At 63.9% G+C, this 14,073-nt stretch carries 16 protein-coding genes; 11 read left to right on the forward strand and 5 right to left on the reverse strand.

All coding sequences use genetic code 11. From position 1 onward, the window contains the following. The 4 genes from AC2FMD_RS07225 to AC2FMD_RS07240 all read right to left on the reverse strand — a co-directional run. Positions 1 to 492: phosphate ABC transporter ATP-binding protein (locus AC2FMD_RS07225; protein ID WP_496743439.1), on the reverse strand; the 492-nt coding region annotated here is incomplete at its 3' end. A 19-nt stretch (positions 493 to 511) separates the two neighbouring features. After that, on the reverse strand, positions 512 to 1,834 hold the full coding sequence (pstA, locus tag AC2FMD_RS07230; RefSeq protein ID WP_496794854.1) for a phosphate ABC transporter permease PstA: 1,323 nt from the start codon (positions 1,832 to 1,834) through the stop codon (positions 512 to 514). Beyond that, positions 1,827 to 3,203, reverse strand: coding sequence for a phosphate ABC transporter permease subunit PstC (gene pstC, locus AC2FMD_RS07235; protein ID WP_496712001.1), 1,377 nt, complete (start codon positions 3,201 to 3,203; stop codon positions 1,827 to 1,829). The genes pstA and pstC overlap by 8 nt, the downstream gene beginning before the upstream one ends. A gap of 66 nt (positions 3,204 to 3,269) precedes the next feature. Further along, on the reverse strand, positions 3,270 to 4,307 hold the full coding sequence (locus AC2FMD_RS07240; protein WP_496683071.1) for a substrate-binding domain-containing protein: 1,038 nt from the start codon (positions 4,305 to 4,307) through the stop codon (positions 3,270 to 3,272). Between the two features lie 302 nt (positions 4,308 to 4,609). Here AC2FMD_RS07240 and AC2FMD_RS07245 point away from each other — a divergent pair, with 302 nt between their 5' ends. Beyond that, on the forward strand, positions 4,610 to 5,272 hold the full coding sequence (locus AC2FMD_RS07245; RefSeq protein WP_496712002.1) for a L,D-transpeptidase: 663 nt from the start codon (positions 4,610 to 4,612) through the stop codon (positions 5,270 to 5,272). Here the strand turns inward: AC2FMD_RS07245 and AC2FMD_RS07250 are convergent, their stop codons facing one another. Beyond that, positions 5,273 to 5,545, reverse strand: coding sequence for a hypothetical protein (locus tag AC2FMD_RS07250; protein ID WP_496685579.1), 273 nt, complete (start codon positions 5,543 to 5,545; stop codon positions 5,273 to 5,275). It lies immediately after the preceding gene. Positions 5,546 to 5,755: 210 nt separating this feature from the next. On the opposite strand from AC2FMD_RS07250, the gene AC2FMD_RS07255 reads away from it, so the two are divergent. From AC2FMD_RS07255 to AC2FMD_RS07300, 10 genes are all read left to right on the forward strand, one after another. After that, on the forward strand, positions 5,756 to 6,205 hold the full coding sequence (locus AC2FMD_RS07255; protein ID WP_496683079.1) for a c-type cytochrome: 450 nt from the start codon (positions 5,756 to 5,758) through the stop codon (positions 6,203 to 6,205). A 24-nt stretch (positions 6,206 to 6,229) separates the two neighbouring features. Next, on the forward strand, positions 6,230 to 6,550 hold the full coding sequence (locus AC2FMD_RS07260) for a hypothetical protein (protein WP_496683082.1): 321 nt from the start codon (positions 6,230 to 6,232) through the stop codon (positions 6,548 to 6,550). Between the two features lie 54 nt (positions 6,551 to 6,604). After that, positions 6,605 to 7,177 carry a c-type cytochrome gene (locus AC2FMD_RS07265; protein ID WP_496743443.1) on the forward strand — a complete coding sequence of 191 codons (573 nt, stop codon included), beginning with the start codon at positions 6,605 to 6,607 and terminating at the stop codon, positions 7,175 to 7,177. A gap of 9 nt (positions 7,178 to 7,186) precedes the next feature. Continuing rightward, entirely contained in the window at positions 7,187 to 8,086 is a 900-nt protein-coding gene (locus tag AC2FMD_RS07270; RefSeq protein WP_496683089.1) for a c-type cytochrome, read from the forward strand. A 70-nt stretch (positions 8,087 to 8,156) separates the two neighbouring features. After that, complete coding sequence (locus AC2FMD_RS07275; RefSeq protein ID WP_496685748.1) at positions 8,157 to 8,597, forward strand: c-type cytochrome; 441 nt, start codon at positions 8,157 to 8,159, stop codon at positions 8,595 to 8,597. 68 nt (positions 8,598 to 8,665) lie between these two features. Continuing rightward, complete coding sequence (locus AC2FMD_RS07280; protein ID WP_496794855.1) at positions 8,666 to 11,176, forward strand: heavy metal translocating P-type ATPase; 2,511 nt, start codon at positions 8,666 to 8,668, stop codon at positions 11,174 to 11,176. Positions 11,177 to 11,190: 14 nt separating this feature from the next. Continuing rightward, complete coding sequence (gene cueR / locus AC2FMD_RS07285) at positions 11,191 to 11,577, forward strand: Cu(I)-responsive transcriptional regulator (protein WP_496683096.1); 387 nt, start codon at positions 11,191 to 11,193, stop codon at positions 11,575 to 11,577. Between the two features lie 301 nt (positions 11,578 to 11,878). After that, positions 11,879 to 12,619: an amino acid ABC transporter substrate-binding protein gene (locus tag AC2FMD_RS07290; RefSeq protein ID WP_496794856.1), complete on the forward strand. Its 741-nt coding sequence runs from the start codon at positions 11,879 to 11,881 to the stop codon at positions 12,617 to 12,619. A 4-nt stretch (positions 12,620 to 12,623) separates the two neighbouring features. Then, positions 12,624 to 13,298, forward strand: coding sequence for an amino acid ABC transporter permease (locus AC2FMD_RS07295; RefSeq protein WP_496685590.1), 675 nt, complete (start codon positions 12,624 to 12,626; stop codon positions 13,296 to 13,298). Next, positions 13,295 to 14,029, forward strand: a complete 735-nt coding sequence (locus tag AC2FMD_RS07300) for an amino acid ABC transporter ATP-binding protein (protein ID WP_496743447.1) — start codon at positions 13,295 to 13,297, stop codon at positions 14,027 to 14,029. Before AC2FMD_RS07295 ends, AC2FMD_RS07300 begins: the two co-directional genes overlap by 4 nt. Positions 14,030 to 14,073: the final 44 nt, after the last annotated feature.

The raw sequence follows: 14,073 nt of genomic DNA on the forward strand, positions 1-14,073 counted from the left end.
GCCCGACAGCCCGGTGCCGGGCGCATCCAGGCGGTCCTTGACCTCGTCCCAGATGGCGCCGCGGCGCAGGGATTTTTCCACGATCTCGTCCAGCTCGGCCTTGGACTTGGCTAGCCCGTGGATGCGTGGGCCGTAGGCGATGTTGTCATAGATCGACTTGGGGAACGGGTTGGGTTTCTGGAACACCATTCCCACCCGCGCCCGCAACTGCACCGGGTCGATGCTGGGGTCATAGATATCCTCGCCGTCCAGCCGGATGTCGCCCTTGACGCGGCAGATGTCGATCGTGTCGTTCATCCGGTTGAGGCAGCGAAGGAACGTCGACTTGCCGCAGCCCGACGGCCCGATAAAGGCCGTGACCGTCTTGTCGAGAATGTCCACCGAGACGTCCTTGATCGCCTGGGTTTCGCCATAGAAGACCTGGACGTCCTGCGCCTTTATCTTGACGGCATCGACGGCGACGCCCGGTTCGATCTTGCTCATGTCATTCATCATGATGATCCCTTTGCGCTTACCAGCTGCGCTCGAATTTGTTCCGAAGATAGATCGCGATGGCATTCATCGTGACCAGGAAACCCAGCAGCACCAGGATCGCCGCCGAGGTCCGGCTGACGAAGCCGCGCTCGGGGCTGTCGGCCCAGATGAAGATCTGGGTGGGCAGGGCGGTGGCGCTGTCGAACGGGCCGGCCGGGGCCGAGGTGATGAACGCGTTCATCCCGATCAGCAGCAGCGGGGCCGTTTCCCCCAGCGCCTGCGCCAGCCCGATGATCGTTCCGGTCAGGATGCCGGGCATCGCCAGCGGCAGCACATGGCCAAACACCACCTGATGCTTGGACGCGCCGATGCCCAGGGCCGCCTCGCGGATTGACGGCGGCACCGCCTTGAGCGCGGCGCGGGTGGCGATGATGATCGTCGGCATGGTCATCAGCGCCAGCGTCATGCCGCCCACGAACGGGGCCGAGCGCGGCAGGCCGAACCAGCCGATAAACACCGCCAGCGCCAGCAGGCCGAACACGACCGACGGCACCGCGGCCAGGTTGTTGATATTGACCTCTATGAAGTCGCTGATCTTGTTCTTGGGCGCGAATTCTTCAAGGTAGATCGCCGCGCCGATGCCCAGCGGGAAGGAAATCGCGAAACATACGAACAGCGCCCAGAACGACCCGATCAGCGCGCCCTTCAGACCAGCCAGTTCCGGGAATCGGCTGTCGGCATTGGTGACCAGGCCGGTGTTCAGCGGCTTGCTGATTACACCTTGGGCTTTCAGCTGGTCGAACCAGGCGATCTCGGCATCGTTCAGACGGCGGTTCTGCTCGGGCGTGTCGCGGTCGATGGTGCCCTTGTTCAGCTGGTCATACGGATCCGATACCGGCACCGTCAGCGTGATGGTCTGCCCGATCAGAGAAGGGTCAGCCACCACCCGGTCGCGCAGTTGAAACTGGGCGCCGTTGGACAGGATGCCCGCCAGGGCCTTACGGGTGGCCCGGTCGCTTGTGTCCACCTCGGGCAGCAACTCGGACAGCGAGGCTTGCAGTACGTCCTTGAAGCCGCCGCGCGGCAGTTTTTCGGGCTTGATCTCCTCGGGGTCGACATAAACCTCGAGCGTGATCTTGGTCTGGGTAAAGGCCTGATATCCCGACGATACCAGCGAGGCCACCAGGATGAACAGCATCAGAAAGGCAAAGCCGATGGCGCCCAGGCCCAAGCCCTGCAGCAGCTTCTGCTTGCGGTTGCGGCGGGTCAGGCTGGCGCGTACGGCGTCGGCGGTGTTGCCCTGCGGGGGCGTCTTTTCGGGTCCTGCGGTCAGGTCAGCCATGGTCTTGGCCTCAGTCATAGGCTTCGCGGTACTTGCGCACGATGCGCAGCGCGAAGACGTTGATGATCAGGGTGACGACGAACAGCATCATGCCAAGGGCAAAGGCCGCCAGCGTCTTGGGGTTGTCGAACGAGGTGTCGCCGATCAGAAGCGTGACGATCTGCACGGTCACCGTGGTTACGCTGTCCAGGGGGTTGATGGTCAGCGAGGCGATCAGGCCGGCGGCCATGACCACGATCATGGTTTCCCCGATCGCGCGGCTGACGGCCAACAGGATGCCACCGACGATGCCGGGAATGGCGGCAGGGAAAAGCACGTTCAGAACCGTCTCGGCCCGGGTTGCCCCCAGCGCCAGCGCCCCGTCGCGCAGCGAACGCGGTACCGCCGACAGGGCGTCATCGGTGAAAGACGAGATGAACGGGATCAGCATGATGCCCATCACGCTGCCTGCGGCCAGCGCCGTGTTGGGCGACACCGGAATGCCCAGCGAGGCGCCGAAACTGCGCATCGCCGGCGCCACCACCAGGATCGCGAAGAAGCCATAGACTACAGTCGGCACGCCGGCCAGGATCTCCAGCACAGGCTTGGCCACCGCCCGCAAGCGGTCGGGTGCGAATTCGTTCAGGTAGATGGCCGACAACAGGCCGACCGGAACCGCCAGGAACAGCGCGACCACGGTAATGACGATGGTGCCGAGAATGACCGGAAGCCAGCCGAATGCACCTTCGGCCGCAATCTGGTCTTCGCGCAGAGGGATCTGCGGTTCCCAATTCAGGCCAAAGAAGAACTCGGTGATTGGCACCATCTCGAAAAAGCGGATGGATTCGAACAGCAGCGCGGCAATGATACCGACGGTCGTAAAAATGGCGACGGTCGAGCAGAAGATCATCAGGCTTGACACGATGCGCTCGACCCCGTGGCGAGCGCGGAACGCGGCCCCCACGCGCGAGCGGGCAAAGGCCACGATGGCCAACGACAGAGCGAGGACGATCGACAGCAGAACCCATCCCGACATCTTATGCAGCTCAAGATACCGCTGGGCCGCGGCCATCTTCCATTGTTCGGGCTCGCCGAAGATCTGCCCGCGCGAGATCGACTTAATCTCGGCCAGCACCAACTGGCGCCCGCCAGTGTCCAATCCGTCAAGGCTGCCGGCAGGCAGGCCCGACATGACCACATGGTCGATCACTGGGCCTTGCAGGATCAGCCACAGTACGATCAGCACAAAGACCGGAACCAGCGTGGACAGAAAAGAAAACAGCCCGTGATAGCCGGGCAGAGAGTGCAGACGCGCCCCATCTGCGCGCAGACCGGCTGCAGCCCGCCGGTTCAGCAAATATCCAAGGATACTGACGCCCAACAGCGCCGCAAACACGAAAGTCGTCATCTGCCCCCCAGGCAAAAAAATAGGCTGCCCGGTTTCGTGGCCGGACAGCCCCGTGAATTGCAAGTCTTACGACTTGGGTTCCATGTTCTGGCCGTTCAGGATTGCGTCCTGCAGCTCTTCACGACGCTCGTCGGACAGGGCCACCAGGCCACGCTCGGCCAAATAGCCGTCAGCGGCCAGCGCGTCGTCCGACATGTATTCTTCCAGGAATTCGTCCAGGTTCGGGATCACGCCGCGATGCGCGTTCTTGACGTAGAAGTACAGCGGGCGGGACACCGGATAGGACTTGTCGGCGATGGTGTCGGCATTCGGCTCGACGCCCTCGATCTTGACCGGCTTCAGCTTATCCAAGTTCTCGTACAGGAACGAGTAGCCGAAGATGCCAACGGCGTTCGGGTCGGCCTCGAGGCGCTGAACGATCAGGTTGTCGTTCTCGCCTGCTTCGACGAAGGGTCCGTCGGTGCGCATGCGCGAGCAGTTTTCCTTGACCCAGTCGCCATCAAACCCGCCATTCTTGACAAAATCCAGCTCTTCGCAGCCGGCATGCATCGCCAGCTCGACGAAGGCGTCGCGGGTGCCCGAGGTCGGCGGCGGGCCATAAGCCAGGATTTCCACGGCTGGCAGGTCGGGGTTGACTTCGTTCCAGGTCTTGAACGGGTTGTCCTTCCACTCGCCATCAACCGGCACTTGGGCGCCAAGGGCCAAGTAGATGTCACCCAGCGACAGGTCCCAGTCCTGATCATTGCCGCGCGAGATGGCGATCGACAGGCCGTCGAACCCGATCAGGGCTTCCGAGATGTCTGTGACGCCGTTCTTTTGGCACAGCTCGTATTCCGAGGCCTTCATGGCACGCGATGCGCCGGTGATGTCGGCGGTGTTTTCACCGATGCCTTCGCAGAAGATTTTCATGCCGCCGCCGGTACCGGTCGATTCGACGATGGGCGAGGCTGCGCCGGTGTTGTTGGCGAACTGCTCGGCGACGGCCTGGGTGTACGGGAACACGGTCGAAGATCCGACGATGCGGATGGCGTCGCGCGCCGAAGCAGCAGACGCAGCAATGGCGGTGATTGCCAGAACCGAAGCGGTCAGTTTGATGGTGGTCATGGTCACTCCTGAAACTCAGCTTTGGCCGCCCCCTGCGGCCTTGGCGACTGCTCTAAGCGGGACGTGCGACGCTTATGTAACGGCAGTGTAACAGTTTCATGACAAAGCGCGCAGGGTTCGGGTTTTTGCGGGATCTCCTGCGCCGAATCCTGCTGAAATGGAGATGAGGCGGCCCAAATAACACCTGGCGTGCAGGGAAAATGGCCCCATACACACAAGTGAATGGACTCGGCGCCCCGATTCGAGGATCTTGGTGATCCAGTTTCGAATCATACCGATGGCCGGGTGACAGGAGCGTTGATATGCTGACCAGACGACACTTTGTTGCGACATCGCTTGCCTTGTTCTCGCAGCCGATTCTGGGTGCGTTGCCGGCCTCGGCCGCGACCGCGTCTCAATGGGCAGCATGGGATGCGCAGGTCACGCCGGCCAATTACGATCCGGCCGCGTCGAACCCCTGGGGTCTGCATCCGCGGTTCCTGCCCCGCCGGGTTCAGACCAACCGACCGCTGAAACCCGGCGACATCCATGTGGATGCGGTGGCGCGGTATCTGTATTTCATCGAAGATGGCGGTACCGCCATGCGCTACGGCGTGGCCATCGCGCGCGGTGATCTGTACGAGCCCGGAACCTATACGATCAAACGCAAGGCTAAATGGCCGCGCTGGACGCCCACCGCCGACATGATCCGCCGCGACCCGCAGGATTATGCCCAGTTCGCCGACGGCATGCCGGGCGGGCCGAAAAACCCGCTGGGGGCGCGGGCGTTCTATCTGTATCAGGGCAACCGCGACACCTATCTGCGCATCCACGGCACGCCTTATCCCCGGTCGATAGGTGGCCGCGCCAGTTCAGGCTGCGTGCGCATGGTGATGGCGCATATCATCGGCCTGTATGACCGGGTTCAGCCCGGCGCCACGGCACATCTCTACCCGCCCGAGCAGCCGATCACGGCCTCGGCCTGATCAGGCGCGGGCGCAGATCGGGCGCCCCTCGACGGTTCTGAGCGGCAGATAGGTCGTCTCGACCGGGCCGACATGGCGGTACCAGTAACACCCATCCTCGGGCATGATCCGAACCGCGTTCAAGTTCTGGCCGGGCGCGGCAATTGCGATCACCCCTTCGGGCACCTTGGCCAGGTCGCCGGGCGCGGACGCGCCGGACATCGACGCGGTTTCCGTACAGGCGCCGACTGCCAGCAAAACTGCCGCATATTTCAAGTCCGATTTGGCCAACATCGTGTACTTCCCCGTGCTGTTTCCCGGTCCGTTTGCCGCACAAAGTTGCATCCTGACGCGCGCAGTTCAATTCGCTGCGTACAATAGGTGTGACAGCGTGGCTTTTCTGCGCAGGGCGTTGCGAACAAATTTGGGTTGACCTTCCAGCGCGGTAAGGCGGCAGAAGACGCGCAAACAGCGAATGCATCTACAACCAAGTGAAACGAGCCGATGAACAAACTGACGCTTTTGATTGGCGGCGTTCTGATCGCGGGCGCTGCCGTATTTGTCTACAACTTCAACCAGCAGCCTACGGGCCATTCGATGGCGGTGCCCGATACGTCGTCGCTGTCGCAGGGGGAACCAATCGCGCAGGTCCGGGTGCCGGCGACGTTCAGTGCGCAGGCGCAGATGGGAAAGGTTGCCTTTGACGCTAAATGCGCAGCCTGCCATGGAATGAATGCGACGGGGCTGGAAGGGCTGGCGCCGCCGTTGGTACACAAGATCTATGAGCCCAGCCACCACGGGGACGAGGCCTTTCAGCGGGCGGTTCAATATGGTGTTCAGGCCCATCACTGGCGCTTTGGCGACATGCCGCCGGTCGCTGGCTTGACCCGTGCAGACGTGCAGGGCATCGTTGCCTATGTCAGGGAACTGCAGCGCGAGAACGGGATAGACTGAACCTTGCACAGCTGGGCGGACAGGATGATCGGACGGTGGCTTCTGGCCTTGGGCTTGGTCTTGGCCGGTGTTCTGGTGTTCTCGGAACCCGCCTTGGCGCATGGGGGCGATGGGGGTACACATGCCGTCGTCGATCTGGAAGCATCCGACCCCGACCATGTCGAACAGGGCCACCCGGGTCATTGCCACGGCGGGGCCTTCTGCAACGGCGTGGCAATGACCGTGGCCGCGCCCGTCGTTTCCGCTCTGGTATCAAGGATCAGCCGCCGTGCCATCCCGCCGGGCCGGTACCGGATGTTGCCGGTGGCCCTGTTCGATCCGCCCCCGCCGCGCGCCGTGTCCTGAGTCACGAAAGGCCCCTTTCGGGGGCGAGTTGAAGCAGACAAACAGGACAAGACGATGACCCTTTCAAAACTGACGACGGGAGCCGTGCTGGCGTCGATGATCGCCGTAACCGCCCTGGCGCATGGTGGCGCCACCGGGATCGTGAAGGAACGCATGGACGGTATGTCCGCCATGAAGGACGCGATGAAGACCCTGACGCCGATGATGCAGGGCAAGACACCTTATGACGCGGCCACAGTCCGGCGCGCGGCCGAGACGATCGGGCGCCATGCCGGTGACAGCATGACACGGCTGTTCCCCGAAGGTAGCGATGGCATGCCTTCCGAGGCCAAACCCGAGATCTGGCAGGACTGGGAAGCCTTCGCCGAACTGGCCGAGCAGCTGCAGACCTATGCCCAGGGGCTGGTCCTTGCGGCCGACAACGGGCTGATGATGGCCGGTGCCGGTCAGGGGTCCGGCATGATGGGCGGATCGGGCATGATGGGTGGCGCCTCGATGATGGGGGGCGGGGCCATGATGGGCGGAACCCCCGGGCGCGAGGAGCTGTCCGAGATGCCCGCCGATGGCGTGTTCATGATGCTGGGCCAGAACTGCTCGGCCTGTCACACGCGGTTCCGGTCGGAATAGGGTGCCACGATGAAACGCATCTATCGCTTGGGCCTTGCCTCTGCCGTACTGGCTGCGGCGGGGCTGGCCGCCGTGGTCGCGTGGCCAATCGGTCTGACGCCGCAACTGCCCGAGCTGACGGGCGACGTTGACCGCGGGGCCTACCTGGCGCGGGCGGGCGGCTGCATCGCCTGCCACACCAATTTCGCCGAGGGTGGCGCGCCCCTGGCCGGCGGCGTCAAGCTCGAAACACCCTTTGGCACGGTGTATTCCCCGAACCTGACCACAGACCCGGACCACGGCATTGGCGGCTGGTCGATCGAGGAATTTGCCAAGGCCGTGCGTCAAGGCGTGGCGCCGGACGGGCAGCCCTATTACCCAGCCTTCCCGTACCCGTTCTACGCCGATTTCACCGATCAGGACATTGCCGACCTGTGGGCGGCGTTCCAGACCGTGCCGCCGGTGGGCACGCCGTCCCGCGCGCAGCAGATGGCCTTTCCCTTCAACCAGCGCTGGGGGCTGAAACTGTGGCGCGCGGCGTTCCTCGAGCCTCCGCGCACCGATCCGGTCCCCGGCAAAGGTGATGTGTGGAACCGCGGCCGGCTGCTGGTCGAAGGCGCCACTCACTGTGCCGCCTGCCACACCGGGCGCAATCTGTTTGGTGCCCGCAAATCGGATACCGAGCATTTCAAGGGCAGTGATGCACTGCCGGGCGGCGACAAGGCGCCGGCCATCGACTATGAAACCCTGCAGAGGCTGGGCTGGACGGTCGACAACCTGGCCTATGCCCTGCGCACCGGCATTATGCCCGACGGTGACGTATTCGGCGGTGCCATGGGCGAGGTCGTGACCTACGGCACCAGCTTCCTGACCGAAGCAGACCGCCGCGCCATGGCCACCTATTTGTTGGACGACCATGACGGACAGTGAAAAGGTGGAGCCGCGGGGCCATCCGCGCAGGACGACATTGCCCTGGGTGGCGCTGACGGCCGCCGTCGTGATGGGTGCTGCTGGCGCGTTCGGATGGATTTCAGGCGCTGACCTCAGTGACGAACCCTCCGATCCGGTGCGGGGGGCGGTGCTCTATGCCGAGAACTGCGCCGCGTGCCACGGGGCCAACCTTGAGGGTCAGCCGGACTGGCAGACGCCCGACGCCAACGGTGTTCTGCCGGCCCCGCCGCATGACCGCACCGGCCATACTTGGCATCACGGAGACGGTATGCTGTTCGCCTATACCAAGCTGGGCGGTGCCGAGACGCTGAAACGCATGGGCGTGACCGGGGTACAAAGTGGCATGCCCGGTTTCGCCGATACCCTGACCGATGCAGAGATCCGAGACATCCTCGGTTTCATCAAATCCAGTTGGACGGAGCGCGAGCGTGAGATGCAGCAACTGCGGACCGAGGCCGAAGACGGCGGACCTTTCGAGGACTTTCGCTGAGTGCACCTTGACCTTCCACCTGCTGGAACCCTTATGTAGCGGGTCAGCAGCGATTCAATGGTGACGACATGACCCAGATTTCACACGCCCGCCTTCAAGTTCAGGGAATGAGCTGCGCCTCGTGCGTCGGCCGCGTCGAACGTGCCCTGAAGGCCGTGCCCGGCGTCGAGGACGCCTCGGTCAACCTGGCCAGCGAAAGCGCCCAGGTCGATTTCCACGCGCCCGCTGACCTGCCGACCATCCTCGGCGCGCTCGAGGCGGCCGGGTATCCCTCCGCGATCGAAGAGGTCACGCTGGACATTCAGGGAATGAACTGCGCCTCATGCGTGGGCCGCGTGGAACGGGCGCTGTCGGCGGGGCAGGGGGTCGTGGCGGCCTCGGTCAACATGGCCTCGGAAACGGCCACGGTCCGCTATGTGGCAGGCTCCACCACGCCCGAGGCCATAGCCGCGCTGGCCACGGCGGCGGGCTACGCCGCCACCCTCCGAGACGCGGCACGGCCCGAGCCCGAGGACCGCAAAACCGAGGAAATCCAGCACCTGGCCCGGCGCACAAGCTTTGCCGCGATCCTGGCTCTGCCTGTCTTTGTTCTGGAAATGGGCGCGCATGTCGTTCCCGGAATGCACCATCTGATTGCCCAGACGATCGGTCTGCAGACCAGCCACCTGTTGCAATTCGTACTGACCACGATCGTTCTGTTCGGGCCGGGGCTGCAATTCTATACCAAGGGCTTTCCGGCCTTGTTCCGGGGCGCGCCCGACATGAACTCGCTGGTCGCGCTGGGGACGGCGGCGGCCTATGGGTACTCGCTGGTGGCGACCTTTGCGCCCGATCTTCTGCCGGCGGGCACCGCAAACGTCTATTACGAGGCGGCGGCGGTCATCGTGGTGCTGATCCTGCTGGGCCGCTTCCTCGAGGCGCGCGCCAAGGGCCGCACCGGTGAGGCGATCCGCAAGCTGGTGGGGCTGCAAGTCAAGACCGCGCGGGTCGAGCGCGATGGCCGCGTGGTGGAACTGCCCGTCGATCAGATCGTCGTGGGCGACATAGTGCATGTCCGCCCCGGCGAGAAGATCCCGGTGGATGGCGCCGTGCTGACCGGGCGGTCCTATGTGGATGAAAGCATGATCACCGGCGAACCGGTGCCGGTCGAAAAGGCCGAGGGCGCCGCCGTGGTTGGCGGCACCGTGAACGGAACGGGGGCGTTAACCTTCCAGGCCGAAAAGGTCGGGGCCGACACGATGCTGGCGCAGATCATCCAGATGGTCGAACAGGCACAGGGGGCCAAGCTGCCCATCCAAGGTCTGGTCGACCGGATCACCCTGTGGTTCGTTCCGGCCGTGATCTCGGTTGCCGTGGTGACGGTTCTGGTCTGGCTGCTGTTCGGCCCGGACCCGGCGCTGAGCCTGGCGCTGGTTGCCGGGGTCTCGGTTCTGATCATCGCCTGCCCCTGCGCCATGGGTCTGGCCACGCCGACCTCGATCATGGTGGGCACCGGGCGTGCGGCCGAGATGGGTGTGCTGTTCCGCAAGGGGGACGCGCTGCAGATGCTTCAGGAAACCACCGTCGTTGCGCTGGACAAGACCGGCACGCTGACGGAGGGCCGGCCCGAACTGACCGACCTGATCGTGGCCGACGGCATGACCGAGGACGCGGTGCTGCGCCTTGTCGCCGCGGTCGAGGCCACGTCGGAACACCCGATCGCAACCGCGATCACCCGGGCCGCCGAAAGCCGCCGGTTGTCTCTGCCCAAGCCCGAAGCGTTTGACTCGATCACTGGCTACGGGGTGCAGGCAATGGTCGAAGGCCACCGGGTTCTGATCGGCGCCGACCGCCTGATGGCCCGCGAGGGGATCGAGATCGGCGGGCTGGCAGAGCGCGGCGCGAACCTGGCCGCCAAGGGGAAAACGCCGCTCTATGCCGCGATCGACGGGCGTATCGCGGCGGTGATCGCCGTGGCCGATCCGATCAAGCCCGGTACGCCTGCCGCCATCCAGGCCTTGCATGACCTGGGTCTAAAGGTCGCGATGATCACCGGTGACAACGCCGCTACGGCCCGGGCCATCGCCGCGCAACTGGGCATCGACCACGTGGTCGCCGAGGTGCTGCCCGAAGGCAAGGTGGCCGCGCTCGAAAGCCTGCGCGCAGACGGAGGCAAGCTGGCCTTCGTGGGCGACGGCATCAACGATGCGCCCGCGCTGGCGGCGGCGGATGTGGGCATTGCCATCGGCACCGGCACCGACATCGCGATCGAGGCGGCCGACGTGGTGCTGATCTCCGGTGACCTGACCGGCGTGGTCAACGCGTTCGACGTCAGCCGACGCACCATGCGCAACATCCGGCAGAACCTGTTCTGGGCCTTTGGTTACAACACGCTGCTGATCCCGGTGGCCGCCGGGGTTCTGTACCCGTTCGGCGGGCCGCTTCTGTCGCCGGTTCTGGCCGCGGGCGCGATGGCGCTGTCCAGCGTTTTCGTCCTGTCCAACGCCTTGCGGCTGCGTTGGGTGAAACCGGCCCGAACACCACAGGACGCTCCCGAAGAAACCCGCATCCTGACGCTCAACCCGGCCAATGCCGACTAGACAAGGAGGGAACCATGAATATCGGAGATGTCGCCGAGCGCTCGGGCCTTCCGGCCAAGACCATTCGTTACTACGAAGACATCGGCTTTATCAAACCCCGGCGCGGCGCCAACGGATACCGGCATTTCGACGAAAAAGAGCTGCACAAACTGGCGTTCATCGGCCGCGCCCGGTCGCTGGGCTTTACCATCGAAGACTGCCGGACGCTTTTGGCACTGTACGAGGACAAGCGTCGCGCCAGCGCCGATGTAAAGCGCATCGCCAAGCAAAACCTGAAGGAAATCGACGCGAAGATCGCCGATCTCAAGGCCATGCGCGCCACGCTGTCTCACCTGGTCGCGGAATGTGCCGGCGATGACCGCCCGGATTGTCCGATCTTGAATGACCTTGGGCGGATTTGACCGCATCCGTCTGCGACACATTCCACAGGATGGTGGCGGAAACCCGCGTCGTCCGGTCTCGTTTGTCCTCGACATCACTCCAGAAGAAGCCCAACGCCGACATCAAGGCGTTGGGAAGGAACACCCGCCTCTGCGAATAAAGCTTTGTAAAACGCTCGTTCAGAAACGGGGCGCAAGTTACGAACCGAGTTTCGCCCCAGCCCAGTGTCCCGAACAGAGCGTCTTTTGTTAGCCCACCCGGTTGACTTGGCTTTGCCGATACCCAATTTCCGCCGCCTACGCATAACAGAGGTTTGCCGAAATGAACCGTATCCTAGCAACCGTTCTGGCCTTAGGCCTGGGCACTGCCGCAACCGCCGAAACCCTGCGCGTGGGCATGTCGGGCGGGTATTTCCCCTTTACCTTCGTTAAGCAGGACGTGCTTCAGGGCTTCGAGGTCGACGTCATGAACGCCGTTGGCGAAAAGACAGGGTTGGACATCGCGTTCGAGACCATGTCGTTCTCGGGCCTGATCGGCGCGCTGGACGCGGGCCGGATCGACACGATCGCCAACCAGATCACCATCACCCCCGAACGCGAAGCCCGGTTTGCGTTCAGCCAGCCCTATGTGATCGACGGCGCGCAGGTGGTCGTGCGCAAGGGCAACGACACCATCAAGGGGGTCGAAGATCTGAAAGGCCACACCGTCGCCGTCAACCTCGGCTCGAATTTCGAGCAGCTTCTGAAAGAACTGCCGTATTCCGACGAGATCGAGATCAAGACCTACGAGGCCAACATCGCGCAGGACACCGCCTTGGGCCGTGTCGATGCCTTCGTGATGGACCGCGTGTCCTCGGCCCAGCTGATCGCCGAAAGCCCGCTGACGCTGGAGCTGGCCGGCGCGCCCTTCTCGGAAATCCGCAACGCCCTGCCGTTCCGCGATGACGCGGAAGGCCGGGCTTTGCGCGACCGGGTCGATGCGGCGCTGACCGAGCTGAAGCAGGACGGCACCCTGGCGGAAATCTCGGTCAAGTGGTTCGGAACCGACATCACGGCGAACTGAAGCCATGCGGGGATTGGACCTTGAATATATGCTGGGGCTGGTCCCCGTCATCTTGGGCTATGTGCCGCTGACGCTGGCGATGGCTTCGGCCGCCATGGTGCTGGCGCTGGTTCTCGCGGTGGCGCTGGCGGTGGAACGTGTCTTTCGCGTGCCTGTGCTGGATCAGCTGGTGCTTCTGTTCATCAGTTTCTTCCGCGGCACGCCGCTGCTGGTGCAACTGTTCCTGTTCTACTATGGGTTGCCGCAAGTTCTGTCTTTCCTGACCGCGATTGACGGGGTGACCGCCGCGATCATGGGGCTGACGCTGCACTTTGCCGCCTACATGGCCGAAACCATCCGCGCGGCGATCATCGGCGTCGATCGCAGCCAGTGGGAAGCAGCGCAGTCCATCGGCATGACCCAAGGCCAGTTGATGCGGCGGGTGGTCCTGCCGCAGGCGGCCCGCGTGGCGGCTCCGACGCTGGTCAACTACTTCATCGACATGATCAAGGGCACCTCGCTGGCCTTCACCCTCGGCGTGACCGAGATGATGGGCGCTGCCCAGAAAGAGGCGGCGGGCAGCTTCCTGTATTTCGAGGCATTCCTGGTGGTCGCCGTCATCTACTGGATCATGGTCGAAGGTCTGAGCCAGGCGCAGAAGGTCCTCGAGATCCGACTGAACAGGGCATATGCACGATGATCCGTATCGAAGGACTGACCAAACGGTTTGGCGGCACCGCCGTCCTGAACACCATTGATCTCGAGATCGCAAAGGGCGAGCGCGTCGTCGTCATCGGCCCCTCGGGCACCGGGAAATCCACGTTGCTGCGCTGCATCAACTTTCTAGACACGCCCGATGCGGGCCGCATCACGGTCGGAGGCATTTCGGTCGATGCGACACGGGCCAGCCGTGCCGATATTCTGGCCCTGCGGCGCGCGACTGCCTTCGTGTTCCAGAATTACGGCCTGTTTTCACATCGCACCGCGCTGGAAAACATCATGGAAGCGCTGGTCACCGTGCAGAAACGCCCCCGCGCCGAGGCCGAGGCGCAGGGCCGTCGCATCCTGAAGGAAATCGGTCTGGCGGAAAAGGCCGACAGCTATCCGGCCAGCCTGTCGGGCGGACAGCAGCAACGTGTGGGGATCGGCCGCGCCATGGCGATCGGGGCGCAGTTGATGCTGTTTGACGAGCCGACCTCGGCGCTGGATCCGGAATGGGTCGGCGAGGTGCTCGACCTCATGCGTTCGGTCGCCGCGCAGCGCCAGACCATGTTGATCGTCACGCATGAGATGCGTTTTGCCCGCGAAATCGCCGACCGGGTGATCTTCATGGAGGGCGGTCGGATCGTGGAACAGGGCCCCCCGGCACAGATCTTCGATGCGCCGAAAGATCTGCGTTTGCAGCGGTTTCTGGCGCGCGTCAGTGCATGACGACGCGGCCCCGCCCTCGGGGGCGCAAAGCCCCCTGTCCATCG

It is taken from the genome of Ruegeria sp. BHSC276 (assembly GCF_059612945.1).